This is a genomic window from Metaclostridioides mangenotii (assembly GCF_017873185.1).
GTDB lineage: Bacteria > Bacillota > Clostridia > Peptostreptococcales > Peptostreptococcaceae > Metaclostridioides > Metaclostridioides mangenotii.
In genome coordinates this window covers 160,053-178,231 of sequence record NZ_JAGGJX010000004.1, presented here as the reverse complement: position 1 = coordinate 178,231, position 18,179 = coordinate 160,053, and the positions used below count along the sequence as shown (strand labels likewise).

General features: G+C 32.7%; 12 protein-coding genes and 2 riboswitches. All 12 genes read left to right on the top strand.

Features of this window, described 5'->3' with window-relative positions:
* The first annotated feature begins 367 nt into the window (after window positions 1-367).
* Window positions 368-471, top strand: a riboswitch (SAM riboswitch).
* Window positions 472-612: 141 nt separating this feature from the next.
* Window positions 613-1,800: a methionine adenosyltransferase gene (metK, locus tag J2Z43_RS10595; RefSeq protein WP_209457171.1), complete on the top strand. Its 1,188-nt coding sequence runs from the start codon at window positions 613-615 to the stop codon at window positions 1,798-1,800.
* A 109-nt stretch (window positions 1,801-1,909) separates the two neighbouring features.
* A riboswitch (cobalamin riboswitch) is annotated at window positions 1,910-2,084 on the top strand.
* 91 nt (window positions 2,085-2,175) lie between these two features.
* Complete coding sequence (locus J2Z43_RS10590) at window positions 2,176-2,682, top strand: ATP:cob(I)alamin adenosyltransferase (RefSeq protein WP_209457170.1); 507 nt, start codon at window positions 2,176-2,178, stop codon at window positions 2,680-2,682.
* Between the two features lie 24 nt (window positions 2,683-2,706).
* On the top strand, window positions 2,707-3,615 hold the full coding sequence (locus J2Z43_RS10585; protein WP_209457169.1) for an ABC transporter substrate-binding protein: 909 nt from the start codon (window positions 2,707-2,709) through the stop codon (window positions 3,613-3,615).
* Window positions 3,605-4,618, top strand: a complete 1,014-nt coding sequence (locus tag J2Z43_RS10580; protein WP_209457168.1) for a FecCD family ABC transporter permease — start codon at window positions 3,605-3,607, stop codon at window positions 4,616-4,618. The genes J2Z43_RS10585 and J2Z43_RS10580 overlap by 11 nt, the downstream gene beginning before the upstream one ends.
* An 8-nt stretch (window positions 4,619-4,626) precedes the next feature.
* Window positions 4,627-5,409, top strand: a complete 783-nt coding sequence (locus J2Z43_RS10575) for an ABC transporter ATP-binding protein (protein ID WP_209457167.1) — start codon at window positions 4,627-4,629, stop codon at window positions 5,407-5,409.
* A 185-nt stretch (window positions 5,410-5,594) separates the two neighbouring features.
* Window positions 5,595-7,814: an SF1B family DNA helicase RecD2 gene (recD2, locus tag J2Z43_RS10570; protein ID WP_209457166.1), complete on the top strand. Its 2,220-nt coding sequence runs from the start codon at window positions 5,595-5,597 to the stop codon at window positions 7,812-7,814.
* Between the two features lie 2 nt (window positions 7,815-7,816).
* Window positions 7,817-8,677, top strand: coding sequence for a ComF family protein (locus tag J2Z43_RS10565; RefSeq protein ID WP_234926357.1), 861 nt, complete (start codon window positions 7,817-7,819; stop codon window positions 8,675-8,677).
* 812 nt (window positions 8,678-9,489) lie between these two features.
* Window positions 9,490-10,032, top strand: coding sequence for a ribosome hibernation-promoting factor, HPF/YfiA family (gene hpf, locus J2Z43_RS10560; protein ID WP_027703044.1), 543 nt, complete (start codon window positions 9,490-9,492; stop codon window positions 10,030-10,032).
* Window positions 10,033-10,790: 758 nt separating this feature from the next.
* Window positions 10,791-13,466 carry a preprotein translocase subunit SecA gene (gene secA / locus J2Z43_RS10555; protein WP_209457165.1) on the top strand — a complete coding sequence of 892 codons (2,676 nt, stop codon included), beginning with the start codon at window positions 10,791-10,793 and terminating at the stop codon, window positions 13,464-13,466.
* 26 nt (window positions 13,467-13,492) lie between these two features.
* Window positions 13,493-14,606, top strand: a protein-coding gene (gene prfB / locus J2Z43_RS10550; RefSeq protein ID WP_209457164.1) for a peptide chain release factor 2 whose coding sequence is annotated in 2 segments (ribosomal slippage) — window positions 13,493-13,567 and window positions 13,569-14,606 — 1,113 coding nt in all. Because the reading frame shifts where the segments join, the coding sequence is not laid out codon by codon here.
* Between the two features lie 106 nt (window positions 14,607-14,712).
* Complete coding sequence (locus J2Z43_RS10545) at window positions 14,713-16,854, top strand: Tex family protein (protein ID WP_327786959.1); 2,142 nt, start codon at window positions 14,713-14,715, stop codon at window positions 16,852-16,854.
* Window positions 16,855-16,952: 98 nt separating this feature from the next.
* On the top strand, window positions 16,953-18,125 hold the full coding sequence (locus J2Z43_RS10540; RefSeq protein ID WP_209457163.1) for an amidohydrolase: 1,173 nt from the start codon (window positions 16,953-16,955) through the stop codon (window positions 18,123-18,125).
* The last annotated feature ends 54 nt before the right edge of the window (window positions 18,126-18,179 follow it).

The window sequence follows — 18,179 nt, the reverse complement described above, 5'->3', positions numbered from 1 at the left end:
TAGTAATAAAATGCGTCCATTAGTAAAAATATTCCTTCAATAATAGTTATCGTATATAAAACTAAATCTTAATCGACTATTTCTGTAAAACCTAAAATCAATAAATTATAATCAAGATACCTATTTTGCTGCTCAATTTTAACATATAAAATACCATATTTTCATTCAATTAGCTTAAATAAAGTAAATTAGATTAATACATATATACTATAATTTTTTATATTTACTATATAACGAATAAGATTTAAATACTTCTCAAATAATAATATAAAAGTATACTAAAAAATTGCACATGTCCCACAAAAATATTGACAGTTTAAAACAAAAATAGTAGTATTAAATAGTATAAAAAATTAAATTCTTGATTACCTTATCAAGAGAGGCTGAGGGATAGGCCCTTTGAAGCCCAGCAACCACCCATATGGGAGAAGGTGCTAATTCCTACAAGACAATTGTCTTGAGAGATGAGGTCAGTTGATTAATGCATTATTACGTTAATTAACCTCTTCTGTGGAATATAGAAGAGGTTTTTTTGATTGTCATTCGTGAGAAATAGTTCATTTGAATAAGGTAAAATGGATAAAATAAATAGTAAAATAGGAGGATTAGAAAATGGCGAGACATTTATTTACATCAGAGTCTGTAACTGAAGGGCATCCAGATAAAATCTGTGATCAGATATCAGATGCAATTCTTGATGAATTATTAAGAAAAGATGTTAATTCAAGAGTAGCTTGTGAAACTACAGTTACAACAGGGCTAGTTTTAGTAGCGGGAGAGATAAGCACATCGGCTTATGTTGATATCCCAAAATTAGTTAGAAAAACGGTACAAGATATAGGGTACACAAGAGCTAAATACGGATTTGATGGCGATACATGTGCGGTAATTACATCTATAGATGAGCAATCAGTGGATATAGCAATGGGTGTCGACGAGGGCCTTGAAAGTAAAACTGGTGAGATGACAAATGAAGAAATAGAAAAGGTAGGAGCAGGTGACCAAGGGATAATGTTTGGATTTGCTTGCAATGAAACTCCTGAATTAATGCCTTTGCCTATATCACTAGCTCACAAATTATCTAGAAGACTTACAGAAGTTAGAAAAGATAGAACTTTGGATTATTTAAGACCGGATGGAAAAACACAAGTTACAGTAGAGTACGAGGGAGACAAAGCTGTTAGAGTTCACACTATACTTATATCAGCACAACACTGTGAAACTGTAGAAACAGAGACTATAAGAAAAGATCTAATTGAACATGTAATAAAGGCTGTTATACCAGCAGAATTACTTGACGATGAAACTAAAATATACATCAATCCAACTGGAAGATTCGTTATAGGTGGACCTCAAGGCGACACAGGACTTACAGGAAGAAAGATCATCATAGATACTTACGGAGGATACTCAAGACACGGCGGGGGAGCATTCTCAGGTAAAGATCCTACGAAAGTTGATAGATCAGCAGCTTATGCAGCTAGATATGTAGCTAAAAACATAGTTGCTGCTGGACTTGCGGATAAATGTGAAATAGAGCTTGCTTATGCGATTGGTGTAGCAAGACCATTATCAATATTTATAGATACTTTTGGAACAGGAAAAGTAGCAGAAGCAAAATTAGTGGAATTAGTAGAAAAGCATTTCGATTTAAGACCGGGTGCGATAATAAGGGACCTAGATCTTAAAAAACCAATATATAGACAAGTAGCTGCGTATGGACACTTTGGTAGAACGGATATAGATGTACCATGGGAGAGAACAGATAAAGCAGAGTTACTTAGAAAAGAAGCGCTTTAAGAATTAATTTAATAGACAATAAAGTAAAAAGAGATAGACTCAAAAAAAAGAGACTATCTCTTTTTTTATTGATAAAAATCTAAAAATAAGGTATATTTTAATTGGAATAGAGGTTAAAAATATATTTGGTGTCAAGATGACTTAATAGGGAATTGGATTGAAATTCCAAGCTAACCCAGTAACCGTGATATGGACGAGATCTTAAAATACCACTGATCAAATTCGGGAAGGTAAGATCGAGGATGAAGTTAAGCCGGGAGAACTGCCCAATATATAGCTAATATCTTCTGAGGGTAGGATGTTAGACTTAAATAAGATAATTTTAGTCTTAAATTTAAGCATTTTACCTAACAATACTATGTTAGGAGGAAACAAATGAATAAATATTTAGCATATCCTTTTTTGTATGATGAATCTTCAGACCTAAGATGTGATTTTGAAATTTTGACAGACGAAATATCAAGCATGATTGGGTTACTTAGATCAATGGTAAGTAATGAAGATCTAGGAGAAGATTTAAGCAAAATCAATGAAATAATGTATCATATCAATCCATCTCTGAGAACAAAAGTTGCTGTTACAGAGGAAGAGCTGTCTTGGCTTGCCAAAAAAGTGTCAGATATTCAAGAAGAAGTAAAAGATACTTTTACTAAGTTTGTTTTACCACAAGGGTGTATACAAGCTTCGTATTGTCATGTCATAAGAAGTAAATGCAAGTCTTTAATTAGACTTTTGAGCAGATACAAACAGCAAGGAAATGATGTAGAAGATATTTTATTTGATTTTGTAAATTTATACTCGGGATATTTTTTTGTTTTGGCATTAAAGCTAAACAAAGAGGATGGTCTCGAGGAAACAGAATTTACAAGCAGAGTTTATTAATAAAAAAATTAAGGAGAAAATCATATGAAAAAGAGATTGATAGCAATTATAATGACTGTGCTGATGATAGCATTAGTTGGATGTAGTCAAAAAACAGAAAGAGAAGTTACAGATAGATTGGGAAATAAAGTTGAAGTCCCAAATAAGATAGAAAAAATAATATCAACAGCTCCATCGAATACTGAGATTATAGCGGATTTAGGACTTGCAGATAAGTTGGTTGCAGTAGACAGCTTCTCGGGGCCAATAAAGGGCGTTGGTAAAGATGTAACTAAGATTGATTTTTCTAACCCTGATGCTGAAGCAATAATAGGATTAGAACCTGATTTAATTATAGCTTCTGGTCACAATAAAACTGGAACTGGTGAAGATCCGTTTAAATTAGTTAGTGAATCTGGAATACCAGTAGTTTATATACCAAGTAGCGATAGTATTGATGGCATATACAAAGATATTGAGTTCATATCAAATACTTTAAATGTAAAAGAGAAGGGCGATAAACTAGTAAAAGATATGAAGTCTGAAGTAGCCGAAATATCTAAGGTAGGAGCTACGATAAAAGATAAAAAATCGGTTTATTTTGAATTATCACCAGCTCCTAGTATATACACTTTTGGAGATGACACTTTCTTAAATGAGATGATTGATATAATTGGAGCTAAAAATGTATTTGCAGACGAAAAAAGCTGGATATCTCCAAGTGGAGAAGCAGTCATAAATAAAAATCCTGATGTAATACTTACTAACGTAAACTATACAGATAATCCTGTTGATGAATTAAAAAATAGAGAAGGATTTGAAAATATCACCGCAGTTAAAAATAATGATATTCATCAAATTGATACAGATTCATCTTCACGCCCATCAAACCATATAATACTTGCATTAAAGCAAATGGCAAAAGCTGTATATCCAGATAAGTATGACAAATAGAAATAAGATTTTAGTTAGTATTGCGTTTGCATTTTTCATTATTTGTGTTGGAACGTCTTTAGGAAGTTCCAACATTAGTATATACGACACCATTGTGATAATTATTGATAAAATATTTAACTTACCAATGCAAAATTATATAGATGCTAAAAATATTTCTATAGTATGGAAATTAAGGCTTCCTAGGGTATTACTTGCGTTTATAGTCGGTGGATGTTTATCAATAAGTGGAGCGGTAGTTCAATCTATACTAAAAAATCAACTAGCTTCACCGTATACATTAGGTGTATCATCAGGAGCATCTTTAGGAGCGGGAATTGTTATAATAACTGGACTGTCTATTCCTATAATAAGTGGATTTACTCTACCGATTGTTGGATTTTTATTCGGCCTTATTACTGTTTATTCGGTGATAGTTTTTTCAAATAAAATAGATAAAACTATGTCTAACAATACGATAATACTTTGTGGTATGGTTTTCTCACTATTTGTAAATGCTTTACTTACAACATTAACTGCACTTTTCTCAAATGAGTTAAAAGCTGTATCACTTTGGCAGATGGGAAGTTTTGCTATGAAAGGATGGCTCTATGTAAGGCTTATTCTTCCATTCTTTATAATAGGAACACTTGGTGTACTAAGATATACAAAAGAAATGGATATACTGACATTTGGAGAAGAACAGGCAAAATCGGTCGGAGTGGAGACTCAAAGCGTAAAAAAGAAGCTCTTTATATTTTCTTCTATACTTACGGGTGGAGCTGTATCACTTAGTGGTACAATTGGGTTTGTCGATTTGATAGCACCGCATGTGGCGCGAAAAATAGTCGGATCAAGCCATAGATATGTTATACCCATGTCTTTTATTGTTGGGGGAAGTTTAATGGTAGTAACTGATTTAATCGCGAGAACTATTGTATCTCCATCAGAACTTCCAGTTGGAGCAATAACCGCAATAATAGGAGCTCCTTTCTTTGCATGGGTATATTTTAAAAAGAGATAGGTGATAATGTGTTAGAAATAAACGATCTTTACTGTGGATATGACGGAGTAGATATAGTAAAAAATATTAATATAAAAGTAAATAAGGGCGACAACTTATGTATAGTTGGACCTAATGGAAGTGGAAAGAGTACACTATTAAAAGCAATAGGAAATGTTATAGATTACAGAGGCAATATAAAGTTAGATTTAAAAGAGGTTTCAACATTATCTAGAAAAGAATTAGCTAAAAAAATTGCATTAATGGGTCAAATGTCACAGATTTATTTTCCGTACAGTGTTTACGATGCAGTTTCATTAGGAAGATATGCACATTCTACGGGAATACTTAAAAGTTTGACTAAAGAGGACAAGTTGATAATATCAGATGTGATAAATAGAGTTGGATTGTATGATATGAAGGACAAGATGATAGATGAATTATCTGGTGGTCAGCTCCAGAGAGTATTTTTAGCTAGAACATTAGCACAGAATCCGGATATTATTTTGCTGGATGAACCGACAAACCATCTGGATTTAAAACATCAAATTGAGCTACTTAACTATCTGACTCAGTGGGCAAAGGATAACAATAAAACTGTTATAGGAGTGCTTCACGATCTGAATTTAGTCCAGTATTTTGGCGATAATGTAGCGATAATGCACAATGGAGAGCTTGTATCTTATGGAAATCCGAAGAGTGTTTTAGATGGGGAGACTTTAAAAGATATATATGATATTGATATACGAGCATTTATGCTGGAATCATTGGAAAGATGGAAAGAGACAAGAGAATATAGAAAAAGTATATAAATAGAACATAAATGGAAAATAAGCATTGAAGCGAGTATCAATGCTTATTTTTTTGCCTAAAAAATTAGAGCTTTATAATTGCTAAAATTTCTAGCGATAGCCTTTTTAATTTTTTTCTGCTAAAATGAATATTAATTGGAATCAGAGTCGAGTATAGAAATACTATTCGTTTTAGGAGAATGTATATGGAAAGATTAGAGGGAATGGTTAGTGATATAGTATTTAAAAATGATGATAACGGATATACTATAGCACATTTATCAAATGAAAAAGATGATGTTGTAATTGTAGGTTGTATGCCAACCCTAGCAGTTGGAGAGAGCGTAGAAGTTTCAGGTAAGTGGGTTAACCATAAGGTTTATGGGTCGCAATTTGAGGTAAATGCTTTTATGCCTATTACGCCATCTTCACTTGAGGGGATTCATGTCTATCTGTCTTCTGGCATGATAAATGGAATCGGAGAAAAGATGGCAAAGAGGATAATAGACAAGTTTGGAGTAGATACATTAAATGTAATTCAAAATGAACCCGAAAGACTTCAAGAAGTTGAAGGTATAGGAAGTAAAAAAGTAAAGCAAATTGTAAAGAGTTATGAAGAAGATAGAGAGCTTAGAAATGTAATTATAGAGTTATCTCCATATGGAATTACTCCAAGTTACTGCTTAAAAATATTTAAAAGATATAAAGAAAAATCGATTGAAGTGATTAACAACAATCCATATCAACTTGCAGAAGATATAAGGGGTATAGGGTTTAAAATCGCCGATAATATTGCAGATAAAATTGGAATAGAGAAGGATTCTAAAAATAGAGTAGCTCAAGGGATTATATATACCTTAAATCTATCTTTAAACAACGGTCATACATATTTACCTAAAAATACACTTATACAAGATGCACTAAAGTTGCTTGAGATCGATGTAAAAATAATCGAAGAATGTGTTTACGAGCTTGTGTACAACAAGAAAATTCAGATAGAAAAAATAGAAGGACGAGAACTAGTGTATTTAATGTCATACTATTTATCTGAAAATGGAGTGTGCTCTCAAATTGTAAAACTATCGGAGCATAAGCTTGACGATTTAAATGTAGATATTGATGAACAAATTAGAGAAGTAGAAGATGAAGAAGAAATAGAGCTTGCAAATAATCAAATAGCTGCAGTAAAAGAGTGCATAGACAATGGTCTGGTAATCATAACAGGAGGTCCAGGTACAGGTAAAACTACAACTATTAATTCTATTATTAAGGTATTTGAGAAGAATAAAAAAGAAGTAGTATTAACAGCTCCTACAGGAAGAGCGGCAAAGAGAATGAGTGAAACATCAAATAAAGAAGCTAAGACTATTCACAGGCTGCTTGAGATGGGATTTTCTACGGATGATGATCTAATGTTTTTCAAAAATGAAGATGATCCAATAAAGGCAGATGTAGTAATTGTAGATGAGGTATCTATGGTGGATATAATTCTTATGTATAATTTGCTTAAGGCTATAAAAGTTGGAACCAGAGTAATTTTAGTTGGAGACAGCGATCAACTTCCCTCAGTTGGTGCAGGTAATGTATTAAAAGATATGATTGATTCAGAGGTAATAAATGTAGTAAGACTTACTGAAATTTTCAGGCAAGCTCAGGAGAGTATGATAGTTGTAAACGCCCATAGAATTAATAACGGACAGCCGCTATTTCTAAATTCAAAGGGAAAAGATTTCTTTTTTATAAAAAAGGAAACACCTGAGGACATTGTAGGTGAAATCATAGGGCTTATAAACGAGAGACTTCCAAAGTTTTATGGGGTGGATAAGCTAAAAGATATACAAGTTCTATCTCCTATGAGAAAAGGTGATTTGGGAGTTACCAACTTAAACATATTACTTCAAAAGTACCTAAATAAAAAAGAAAAGTATAAAGTAGAAGAAACTTTTTCAAAACGACTTTTCAGAGTTGGCGATAAAATTATGCAGATTAAGAACAACTACACTAAAAAATGGGAAAATGAAGATCAAAGCGATAGTGGGGAAGGAGTATACAATGGCGATATAGGCTATGTATATCATATAGACAAACAAAAAAAGATTTTGTATGCACTATTTGATCAAGAGCGAATAGTTGAGTACACATATGATGAATTAGATGAATTAGAGCACAGTTTCTGCACTACAATACACAAAAGCCAAGGGAGTGAATTTCCAGTAGTAGTAATACCGATAACTTGGGCACCTCCAATGTTGCTTAGCAGAAACCTACTCTATACAGCGGTAACAAGGGCAAAAAAATTAGTAATCTTAGTAGGAGAAGTCAAATACTTAGAGCATATGATCAGAAATAACAGGGTCAATGAGAGATACTCAAACCTAGGTTATAAACTAAATAAATTTAAAAAAGAAGGGTTGTTGATTGGCTAAGAATGAAGATTAGTAAAGTTATTAGATCTATTATGTATAATAACGCTAATAGCAAGGGTAGCAATAAAGGCGATAATAGCGATAGTTATAGAGACAAACTTTACAAGATTTACGGAGAGTTCTTAGAAATTTTATATCCTCAAAATATAAATTGTATTTTGTGCAGCAGACCGATAAAAAAGTCAAATTCTTATTCAATGTGTAAATCGTGTTTCGATGAATTAAACTTTATATTAAATGGTTGTGGGAAATGTGGAAAATTCAAAATAAACTATTCACTAGAAAAGCAGTTTATAGATGAGTGTAATTTTTGCCACAGTAAAACATTTTACTTTGAAAAAGCTATATCTTGTATAGAGTACAATGATATAAGTAAGAGATTGATATTAGGGCTTAAGTATAGCTCAAAGACGTACATGTGCAAATATATAGCTCAAATTATGAAGGAGAAGTTAGATATAGAGAATATCAAATTTGATTATTTAACCTATGTACCTCTTCATAAAAAGAGACTTAAAAAAAGAGGATTTAACCAATCGGAAAAAATTGCAAAATACTTAGTAAAATTAATAGATGTGCCGTTGATTGATTTGGTAGTAAGGCATAAATACACAGAAATGCTTTACAAACTAAAAAGAGACGAAAGAAGTAAAGAGTTAAAAAACGCATTTAAAATAAATGAGGAGATAAATATTGGAAATGTAGAGGACAAAGTTGTACTCCTCTTAGATGATGTATTTACAACAGGGTCGACAGTAAATGAGATATCGAAAGTGCTTAAACTTGCAGGAGTAGGAAAAGTATATGTAATAACACTTCTTACGAAAAGCAGCGAGAAGTATGTAAAAGATGATGCGTTATAAGAAGCAAGAAATCCATTTTGTCGCAACTGTAAATGTTGACAAAAAAGGATTTTGATATTAAACTAAACAAGTAATATTTAGGTTTGTGGTTGCAAGTCCAAGCCAGTCGCAGGCAAAAGGATCCACGTAAGTTAGCGATAAAAATGTTGCTAATGAGCATGGTGCGGCTTAGAAGTAAGACCTACCGATAATAAAATCGAGAGAGCGTAGTAGTGCGGCGAACCCAAGCGAACCCTCCAGTAGGCGAGTGTGGGGTCAAAGACCAGGTCAACTAGATATTATTCATGAAGGGGATATTTTAAGATATAAGATTTTTATTTTATGTTTTGAAATATCCCCTTCTTATTTTTATATAATAATGGTAAAATTTCACAATAAAATTAATCTATGTGTATAGATCGAGAAAGCGGGTATAAACATTATAAGGGATATTAATTAAATAATATTTAACGAACACGATAGTACAGCAAAGTTTAAATATATCTAAATTTATATCAAAACTTACTTATTTTTAATTAATACACAAATTAATAACAAATAATGACTTTCTTTGTGGATATATTATTAATTCAAAAAAGCTATTTACTAACAGATTTGAACTTATTCACAATTTAATCCACATTGTCCACAGGTTGATGTGGAATATAGTCCACATTATATACAGACTTATACACTTTTAATTACATAAAGATATCTGAAAATTAAAATAATTATATTAATTTGTAAAAATAAAGGGATATATCTATTTTGTATAGAATTTATATACGAATAGAATTATTTATATACTGTCATAAATGAAAGGGGATGTTTTTATGAATATAATAATAACTGGGAGACAAATAGAATTAACTGACGCAATTAAAGAAAAGATTGAAAGCAAATTAGAAAAGTTGGACAATTACATTGATTCTAACACGGACGTGAAAGTAACTGTTAGCGCTAAAAAAGATAGACAAACTATAGAGGTTACAATTCGCACAATAAATGGGCCAGTTATAAGAGCAGAGGATACACAAGAAGATTTATATTCTGCTGTAGATTTGGTATATGATAAGCTTAAAAAGCAAATTAGAAAGTATAAAAAGAGATTACAAGATAGAAAACAAGATAATAAGAGTATTAGATTCTTAGATGTAGCAGAAGATAACGTTGAGGATGACGCTGACTTAAATGAGTCGTTAGTTATTGAAAGACGTAAGAAGTTTAGTCTAAAACCTATGACTGAGGAGGAAGCAGTTCTTCAAATGGATTTGGTTGGACACGATTTCTACATGTTTAGAAATACTGATACTGATGAGATCGCGGTTGTTTATAAGCGTAATAACGGTGGATATGGAATCATTGAACACGACTAAGTCGTTCCCACAAAAATTGCCAATCTTTGGGTTCGCTTCAAAGCGAAATTTTTCGGTACGATTTTGATTGCCGCTCGCCAAAAGTTTGACAAATTTTGTTGGGTTATGACTTTGGGGGTATGGCAAAATGGAAATAAAAATTTTATAAATCTTTAAAGGTTGTCTTAGATTATAAAGATAACCTTTTTTGATGTAAAAACTTTCAAAAACTAGTCTCTTTATATTTTTTTGCCGATATCCGTTTTTCTCCTTTTCAAGTAAAAAATTATCTAAACCTAAAATAACTCCTATTATGATGTATACTATGTTATCTGCAATTAGTATATAATGCGAGTAAGTTATATCAAATGTCTTACATAATTATATCGTATTAGAGGGTTATTTCTGGACATATTTCTACACAGAATTTTGGATAAATTTAAACCTTATTGGAGATAACATTATTTACCTTTTATATATAAAAAATAAACTTTTATGCTTAGATAGCAAAAAAACAAAAAAGAGTTATTAATAGCCCTAAATAATGCTATAATAAATACTAGGCAGCTTTTTTTAAGCTGTCTTTTTAAATAATATTACATATTAGGGTTTCTTACTGGAAAAATCAACTTAACTCTAGTATAATTGTTTTATAATTTGTGGATAACTGTTTTGATATTGCTTGTAACTTTGAGATATGAATGTTTTGAAATTTGGTTACAAGTTATATTTTAAAATGTAGATTAGTTTAAATATATACAGGAACGAGGAGATAGTTAATGAGTTTTATAGATAGTTTGTTTAATATGGCCGATAAAAAGGAACTTAAAAAGTTTAATAAGACAGTGGATATAATAGAATCACTTGAACCTAAGTTTGAGACTATGGATGATAAAGAATTAAAAAATATGACTAATGAATTTAAAGAAAGATTGGCAAATGGCGAAAGTATAGATTCTATATTACCAGAGGCATTTGCAGTTGTTAGAGAGGCATCTAAAAGAGTACTTGGGCTTAGACACTACAGAGTACAGCTAGTAGGAGGAATAGTTCTACACCAAGGAAGAATAGCAGAGATGAAGACGGGTGAAGGTAAGACTTTAGTTGCAACTGCACCTGTTTATTTGAATGCGCTTTCAGGAGAAGGAGTTCATGTCGTAACAGTGAATGACTACCTGGCAAAGCGTGATAGGGATCAAATGGCTAAGGTATATGAATTCTTAGGTATGACTGTTGGGGTTATAGTACATGGACAAGACACGACAGTTAGGAGAGCTCAGTACAATTGCGATATTACTTACGGTACAAACAATGAGTACGGGTTTGACTACTTAAAAGATAACATGGTAATTCATAAAGAAGAGAGAGTTCAAAGAGGGCTTAACTATGCAATCGTGGATGAGGTTGACTCTATACTTATAGATGAGGCCAGAACTCCGCTTATAATTTCTGGACCTGGAGACAAATCAACACACCTATATTCAGATGCAAATACTTTTGTTTTAACATTAAAAAGTGATGACTATGCAAAAGAAGAGAAGGACAAAGCTGTTTCTCTAACTGAATCTGGAATTCACAAAGCAGAAGTTTACTTCAATGTTGAAAATATAACTGAAATATCACATACAGAGCTTTACCACCATATAAATCAAGCCTTAAAAGCGCACACAATTATGAAGAGAGATGTAGACTATGTAGATAAAGACGGAGAGATTGTAATCGTTGATGAATTTACTGGTAGACTTATGTTTGGTAGAAGATACTCAGAAGGGCTTCACCAAGCTATAGAGGCTAAAGAAGGACTACAAATACAAAGAGAGTCTAAAACTTTGGCTACAATTACATTCCAAAATTACTTTAGAATGTACAACAAACTTGCAGGTATGACTGGTACTGCTAAGACTGAGGAAGAAGAGTTTAAGGCAATATACAAAATGGATGTTTTCCAAGTACCTACAAATATGGCGATGATCAGAGAAGATTTAGCAGATGCTGTATACAAAAGTGAAATGGGTAAATTTAATGCAGTTTCTCTAGATATAATAGAAAGACATGAAAAGAAACAGCCAGTTCTAGTTGGTACGGTTTCTATAGAAAAATCAGAGCTTCTTTCACATATACTAAAGAAAAAAGGCGTTAAACATGAAGTTTTAAACGCTAAGCACCACAATAAAGAGGCTGAGATAATAGCTCAAGCTGGTAGATTAGGATCAGTTACAATAGCCACAAATATGGCTGGTCGTGGTACGGATATAGTTTTAGGAGGTAACCCAGAGGTACTTACTAAAAAAGAAATGAAGAGAGCAGGTTTCGATGATGAAACTATAAGTATAGTAGATACTCCGATCGATGGTTTAGATTTGGAAGGAAATGAAGAACTATTCGAAGCTAGAAAAGAATATGAAAGACTATTTGAGCAGTTTAGAAAACAAACAGAAGAAGAGCAGCAAAAAGTTAGAGAAGCGGGCGGTCTTGCTATAATAGGTACTGAAAGACATGAATCTAGAAGAATAGATAATCAGTTAAGAGGTCGTGCTGGTCGTCAAGGTGACCCAGGTAGCTCGAGATTCTATATTGGTCTAGAAGACGATCTTATGAGATTGTTTGGTAGTGATAGGATATCTGGGATAGTAGACAAAATAGGTCTAGAAGAAGACATGCCAATAGAACATAAAATACTTACTAAATCTATAGAAGGTGCTCAAAAGAAAGTAGAAGGTAAAAACTTCGGAATAAGAAAGCACGTACTTCAATACGATGATGTTATGAATAAGCAAAGAGAAGTAATGTATGCAGAAAGAAGTAGAGTACTTGAAGGTGAAAATCTACAAGATCAAATACAAAGTATGGTTCACTCTGTAATAGAGGAATCTGTGAATGCTTATACAACAGAGCAAGGTTTTGAAGAAGAAGCATTTAAAGATCATATATATGGTTTATTTATGCCAAAAGGTAGCTTAGAGATTCCTGAAATGGACAAATTGAACTCTGTTGAACTTATAGAAAAAGTATACGAGACAGCAGAAAAAATCTATACATTAAAAGAAGATCAAATTGGAAGTGAGAGAATGAGAGAAGTAGAGAGAGTTATACTACTTCAAGCAGTTGATAATCACTGGATAGATCATATAGATGCAATGGATCAATTACGTCAAGGTATCGGACTTCGTGCAATAGGTCAACAGGACCCAGTTGTTGCATATAAGATGGAAGGTTTTGATATGTTTGAAGAGATGAATAAGAACATCAAAGAAGATACAGTTAGATATCTTTTCAATATAACAGTTGAAGAACCAGTTGAAAGAAAACAAGTAGTTGATGTAGAGAATTTAACAGCTAGTACATCAGACGACGAAGAAGAAACTCACACAGTTGTAAAAGGTGATAAAATAGGAAGAAATGATACATGCCCATGTGGTAGTGGCAAAAAATATAAAAACTGTTGTGGAAAGTAAACTCTAGAATGTAAGTGGAGGGTTAAATGTTAAATACACAGGAAGTTAAACATAGCATAGAAGATATGCAGACAAATTTAGAAGAATTGAGGGTTTCTCTTTGACTTAGATGTCCTAAAATCTAAGCTCATTAACTATGAGAAACAGATAAATGAACAACACTTTTGGGATGACAATGATCATGCCCAAAAAGTCTTAAAAGAAGTAAAATATATAAAAGAGAGTATAGAAAGCTATGAAGGTATGAAGGAATCTGTAGATGATATAGAGATACTTATTGAGCTTGCTGTAGAAGAAAATGATGACTCAGTTTACGAGGAAGTCAAAGATTCTATAAATACACTTGAAAAAGAACTGGATGATTTCAAAATAAAGACTCTTTTGGATGGAGAATACGATGGAGGCAATGCAATACTTTCATTAAATGCAGGTACAGGTGGGCTAGATGCACAGGATTGGACTCAGATGCTTCTTAGGATGTATATAAGATGGGCTGAGGATAGAGATTTTAAAGTTAAGCTTTTAGACATAATATCTGATCCTGAGGCTGGAATTAAGACAGCTACAATATCTGTAGAGGGAAGTAATGCCTATGGATATCTTAAAGGAGAAAAAGGGGTACATCGCCTTGTAAGAATATCTCCATACAATTCATCTGGAAAAAGACAGACATCTTTTGCATCTGTAGATGTAGTACCAGAGTTAGATGACAGTATAGAAGTGGATATAAATTCATCAGACCTTAAAATAGATACGTATAGAGCATCTGGCGCTGGCGGGCAGCATGTAAATACTACTGACTCCGCTGTAAGAATTACACACATTCCTACTGGAATCGTAGTACAGTGTCAAAATGAGAGATCTCAACATTTAAACAGAGAGAGAGCTATGAGGATGCTTATGGCAAAACTTATAGAGTTAAAGGAATCTGAACATAAAGAAAAAATTGAAGATCTGCAAGGCAAGTACTCGCAAATTACTTGGGGAAGTCAAATTAGATCTTATGTATTCCAACCGTACAAATTGGTCAAAGACTCTAGAACAAATGCAGAGTCTGGAAATGTAGACGCAGTTATGGATGGGGAGATAGATTTATTTATAAATGAATTTCTAAAGATGAATAAGTCGATAAGCAAATAAAACTATAGGGGGTGTCTCTAAAACTGACTAACAGCAAATGAAGCTGTAAAGTTTTAAAGACACCCCTTTGGGATAGTTTAGATAAAGATAGGAAAGAGGTAATATAGTGAATATCAATGAAATATTAAAAAAAGAATTTAGGCTCAGAGATGAGCAAATCAACAACACTATAAAACTTATAGACGAGGGAAATACTATCCCGTTTATAGCTAGATACAGAAAAGAAATGACTGGTGAAATGAGCGATGTAACTTTAAGAGAGTTACATGAGAAACTTATGTATCTGAGAAACCTAGAGTCTAGAAAAGAAGATGTAAAAAGACTTATAGATGAACAAGGTAAACTTACTGATGAGCTAGTTAAAAACATAGAAAAAGCAAATACTCTTCAGGAAGTAGAAGATGTTTATGCACCTTATAAACAAAAAAAGAGAACTAGAGCGACTATGGCTAAAGAAAAAGGCTTAGAAAATTTAGCGCTATCGATCTTAGAACACAGTATCGTAAATATTGATGACGAGGCAAGCAATTATATAGACGAGGAAAAACAAGTCGTAACAGTAGATGATGCTTTAAAAGGATCTATGGATATAATAGCTGAAATGGTTTCAGATGATGCTGAGATAAGAAAGTTTATTAGAACTATAGCCCTTAGAGATGGAGTATTGATTGTAAAAAATACTACTGATGAAAAGTCTGTATACGATATGTACTATGACTACAGCGAGTCGGTTAAAACTATAGCACCTCATAGAGTTTTAGCAGTAAATAGAGGTGAAAAAGAAGAGTTTTTAAAGGTAAAACTAGATATAAATACTGATAGAATAAAGAAATTTATAGAAGATAAATATATAAATAACGACAATAGAAAAAATAGAGAAGTTATAGTTGCAGCGATTGAGGATTCATATAAGAGACTTATATTCCCTTCAATAGAAAGAGAAATAAGAAACCATCTAACTGAAATAGCTCAAGAGAGAGCAATAAGTGTATTTGCTAAGAATCTTAAAAGTTTACTTCTACAACCTCCGATAAAGGAGAAAGTAGTAATGGGATTCGACCCAGCGTTTAGGACTGGTTGTAAAATTGCCGTAGTTGATAAAAATGGTAAGCTTCTAGATTACACTACTGTATACCCAACAGCACCTCAGAACAATGTTGAAGGTGCTAAAAAGACTCTAAAAGATCTTATTGAAAAGCACAGTATAGATATTATATCAATTGGAAATGGTACAGCATCTAGGGAATCAGAGCTATTTGTATCAGAGCTTCTTAAAGAACTAAACAGAGACGTTCAGTATGTTATTGTAAATGAAGCGGGTGCTTCAGTTTACTCAGCTTCAGAGCTTGCAAATGAAGAACATCCAGATATAAACGTATCTATAAGAGGAGCAATTTCTATAGCTAGAAGACTTCAAGATCCTCTCGCGGAATTAGTTAAGATAGATCCAAAGAGCATAGGGGTAGGTCAGTACCAACATGATTTAAATAAAAAACGTCTAGAAGAAGTACTTAATGGAGTTATCGAGGACTCAGTAAATAGCGTAGGAGTAGATTTAAATACAGCTTCATATTCTCTACTTGAGCATATAGCAGGAATAAGCAAAACAATAGCTAAAAATATAGTTGCTTACAGAGAAGAAAACGGCGAATTTACTTCTAGAGCACAGCTTAAAAAAGTAAAACGCCTTGGGCCTCAAGCTTTTGTTCAATGTGCAGGGTTTATGAGGGTACTAGATGCTAAGAATCCTCTAGACAACACAGGTGTCCATCCGGAGAGTTATGACATATGTAAAGGCATGTTAGAAAAAATAGGATATACATTAAACGATTTGAAATCTAAAAATATAGATGATATAGACGGTAGAGTTGAAAAAATAGGGATAAAGAATTTAAGTGAAGAATTAGGAGTTGGAGAAGTTACATTAAAAGATATTATTTTAGAAATCAAAAAGCCTGGTAGAGATCCTAGAGAAGAGGGAATAAAACCAATACTTAGAGTAGATGTGCTTAAGATTGAAGATATTAAAGAAGGTATGACACTGACAGGTACAGTTAGAAATGTAGTAGATTTCGGAGCGTTTGTAGATATAGGCATAAAAAATGATGGGCTAGTTCACAAGTCTAAGATGAGCAACTCATTTGTAAAAGATCCTATGTCTATAGTTACAGTTGGGGATATAGTAGAAGTTGAGGTAATAGGCATTGATATGGATAAAGGAAGAGTTTCTCTTTCTATGGAAAAATAAATTATTAAACAAAAAATAATTTATTTAAGATAAGAATTGTATCTTATAAATAAGTAGTTGTTTTGAAGTTTTTGTTTAAAGAAGTTTGGAGGGATATAATGATTTATATAAAAAATGGTAGCATAAATACTATAACTAATGGAGTTATAGTTGGAGATATACTAGTAGACGATGGAAAAATAGTTGAGATATCCGATGGGATAGTAGTTCCATTGGATGCTGAAGTTATAGATGCAAAAGGAAAGTTTATATACCCAGGATTTATCGATGCCCACACTCATCTTGGACTATGGGAAGATGGTATGGGAGCAGAAGGTGCTGATGGAAATGAAGAGACTGATCCAATAACACCACAATTAAACCCTATTGATGGTATAAATCCAATGGACAGAACTTTCGAGGAGGCGTATTCTGGAGGGATAACATCAGTATGTGTAACTCCAGGAAGTGCAAATGTAATGGGTGGACAGTGTATAGCCATAAAGACTTACGGTAAAAGAATAGACAAAATGATTATAAAAAATCCAGTTGCATCAAAAATTGCATTTGGAGAAAATCCAAAGACTTGTTATGGGGCTGATGAAAAAGCGCCTCAGACTAGGATGGCTATTGCAGCTATGCTTAGAGAAAATTTAAAAAAAGCTCAAGAATATTTAGAAGAGATTGAGCTTTATGAAAAAGATGAAGATGATGAGAGAGATAGACCAGAGTACGATATAAAATTAGAAGGTCTGCTTCCTGTTTTAAAAAAGGAAATTCCTTTTAAAGTACATGCACATAGAGCTGATGATATTTTTACTGCTATAAGAATAGGAAAAGAATTTGATGTAGATCTAACATTAGATCACTGTACAGAAGGTCATTTAATAGTAGAAGACCTTGTTGAAGAAAACTATCCTGTTATAGTAGGTCCATCGCTTTCTGAAAGATCTAAAATAGAGCTTAGAAATTTAACTTTTGATACTGCAGGAAAACTTTCGAATGCAGGACTTGATGTATGTATTATGACAGATCATCCTGTTATACCAGTTAATTATCTACCAATATGTGCAGGAATAGCTGTCAAACATGGAATGACTAATGAAAGAGCTTTAGAAGCTATAACTATAAATCCAGCAAAGGCAATTGGAATAGATGATAGGGTCGGGTCAATTGAAGTTGGAAAAGATGCAGATCTTGTAATTTGGGATGGGTATCCACTTGAGATAAACAGCAATGTTGTTTGCACAATTATAGATGGAAAAGTTGTTTATAACAATGAAAAAAGTTAACAACGAGAATCATCAAAAACTACTAGATATTTATTAAGTAGTTTTTTGATGATT

What these genes read in the sequence shown, in the direction of transcription:
- J2Z43_RS10585 (WP_209457169.1), top strand. Translation starts at nt 2,707, where the DNA reads ATGAAAAAGAGATTGATAGCAATTATAATGACTGTGCTGATGATAGCA.
- J2Z43_RS10565 (WP_234926357.1), top strand. Translation starts at nt 7,817, where the DNA reads ATGAAGATTAGTAAAGTTATTAGATCTATTATGTATAATAACGCTAAT.
- J2Z43_RS10580 (WP_209457168.1), top strand. Translation starts at nt 3,605, where the DNA reads ATGACAAATAGAAATAAGATTTTAGTTAGTATTGCGTTTGCATTTTTC.
- hpf (WP_027703044.1), top strand. Translation starts at nt 9,490, where the DNA reads ATGAATATAATAATAACTGGGAGACAAATAGAATTAACTGACGCAATT.
- recD2 (WP_209457166.1), top strand. Translation starts at nt 5,595, where the DNA reads ATGGAAAGATTAGAGGGAATGGTTAGTGATATAGTATTTAAAAATGAT.
- J2Z43_RS10590 (WP_209457170.1), top strand. Translation starts at nt 2,176, where the DNA reads ATGAATAAATATTTAGCATATCCTTTTTTGTATGATGAATCTTCAGAC.
- J2Z43_RS10540 (WP_209457163.1), top strand. Translation starts at nt 16,953, where the DNA reads ATGATTTATATAAAAAATGGTAGCATAAATACTATAACTAATGGAGTT.
- metK (WP_209457171.1), top strand. Translation starts at nt 613, where the DNA reads ATGGCGAGACATTTATTTACATCAGAGTCTGTAACTGAAGGGCATCCA.
- secA (WP_209457165.1), top strand. Translation starts at nt 10,791, where the DNA reads ATGAGTTTTATAGATAGTTTGTTTAATATGGCCGATAAAAAGGAACTT.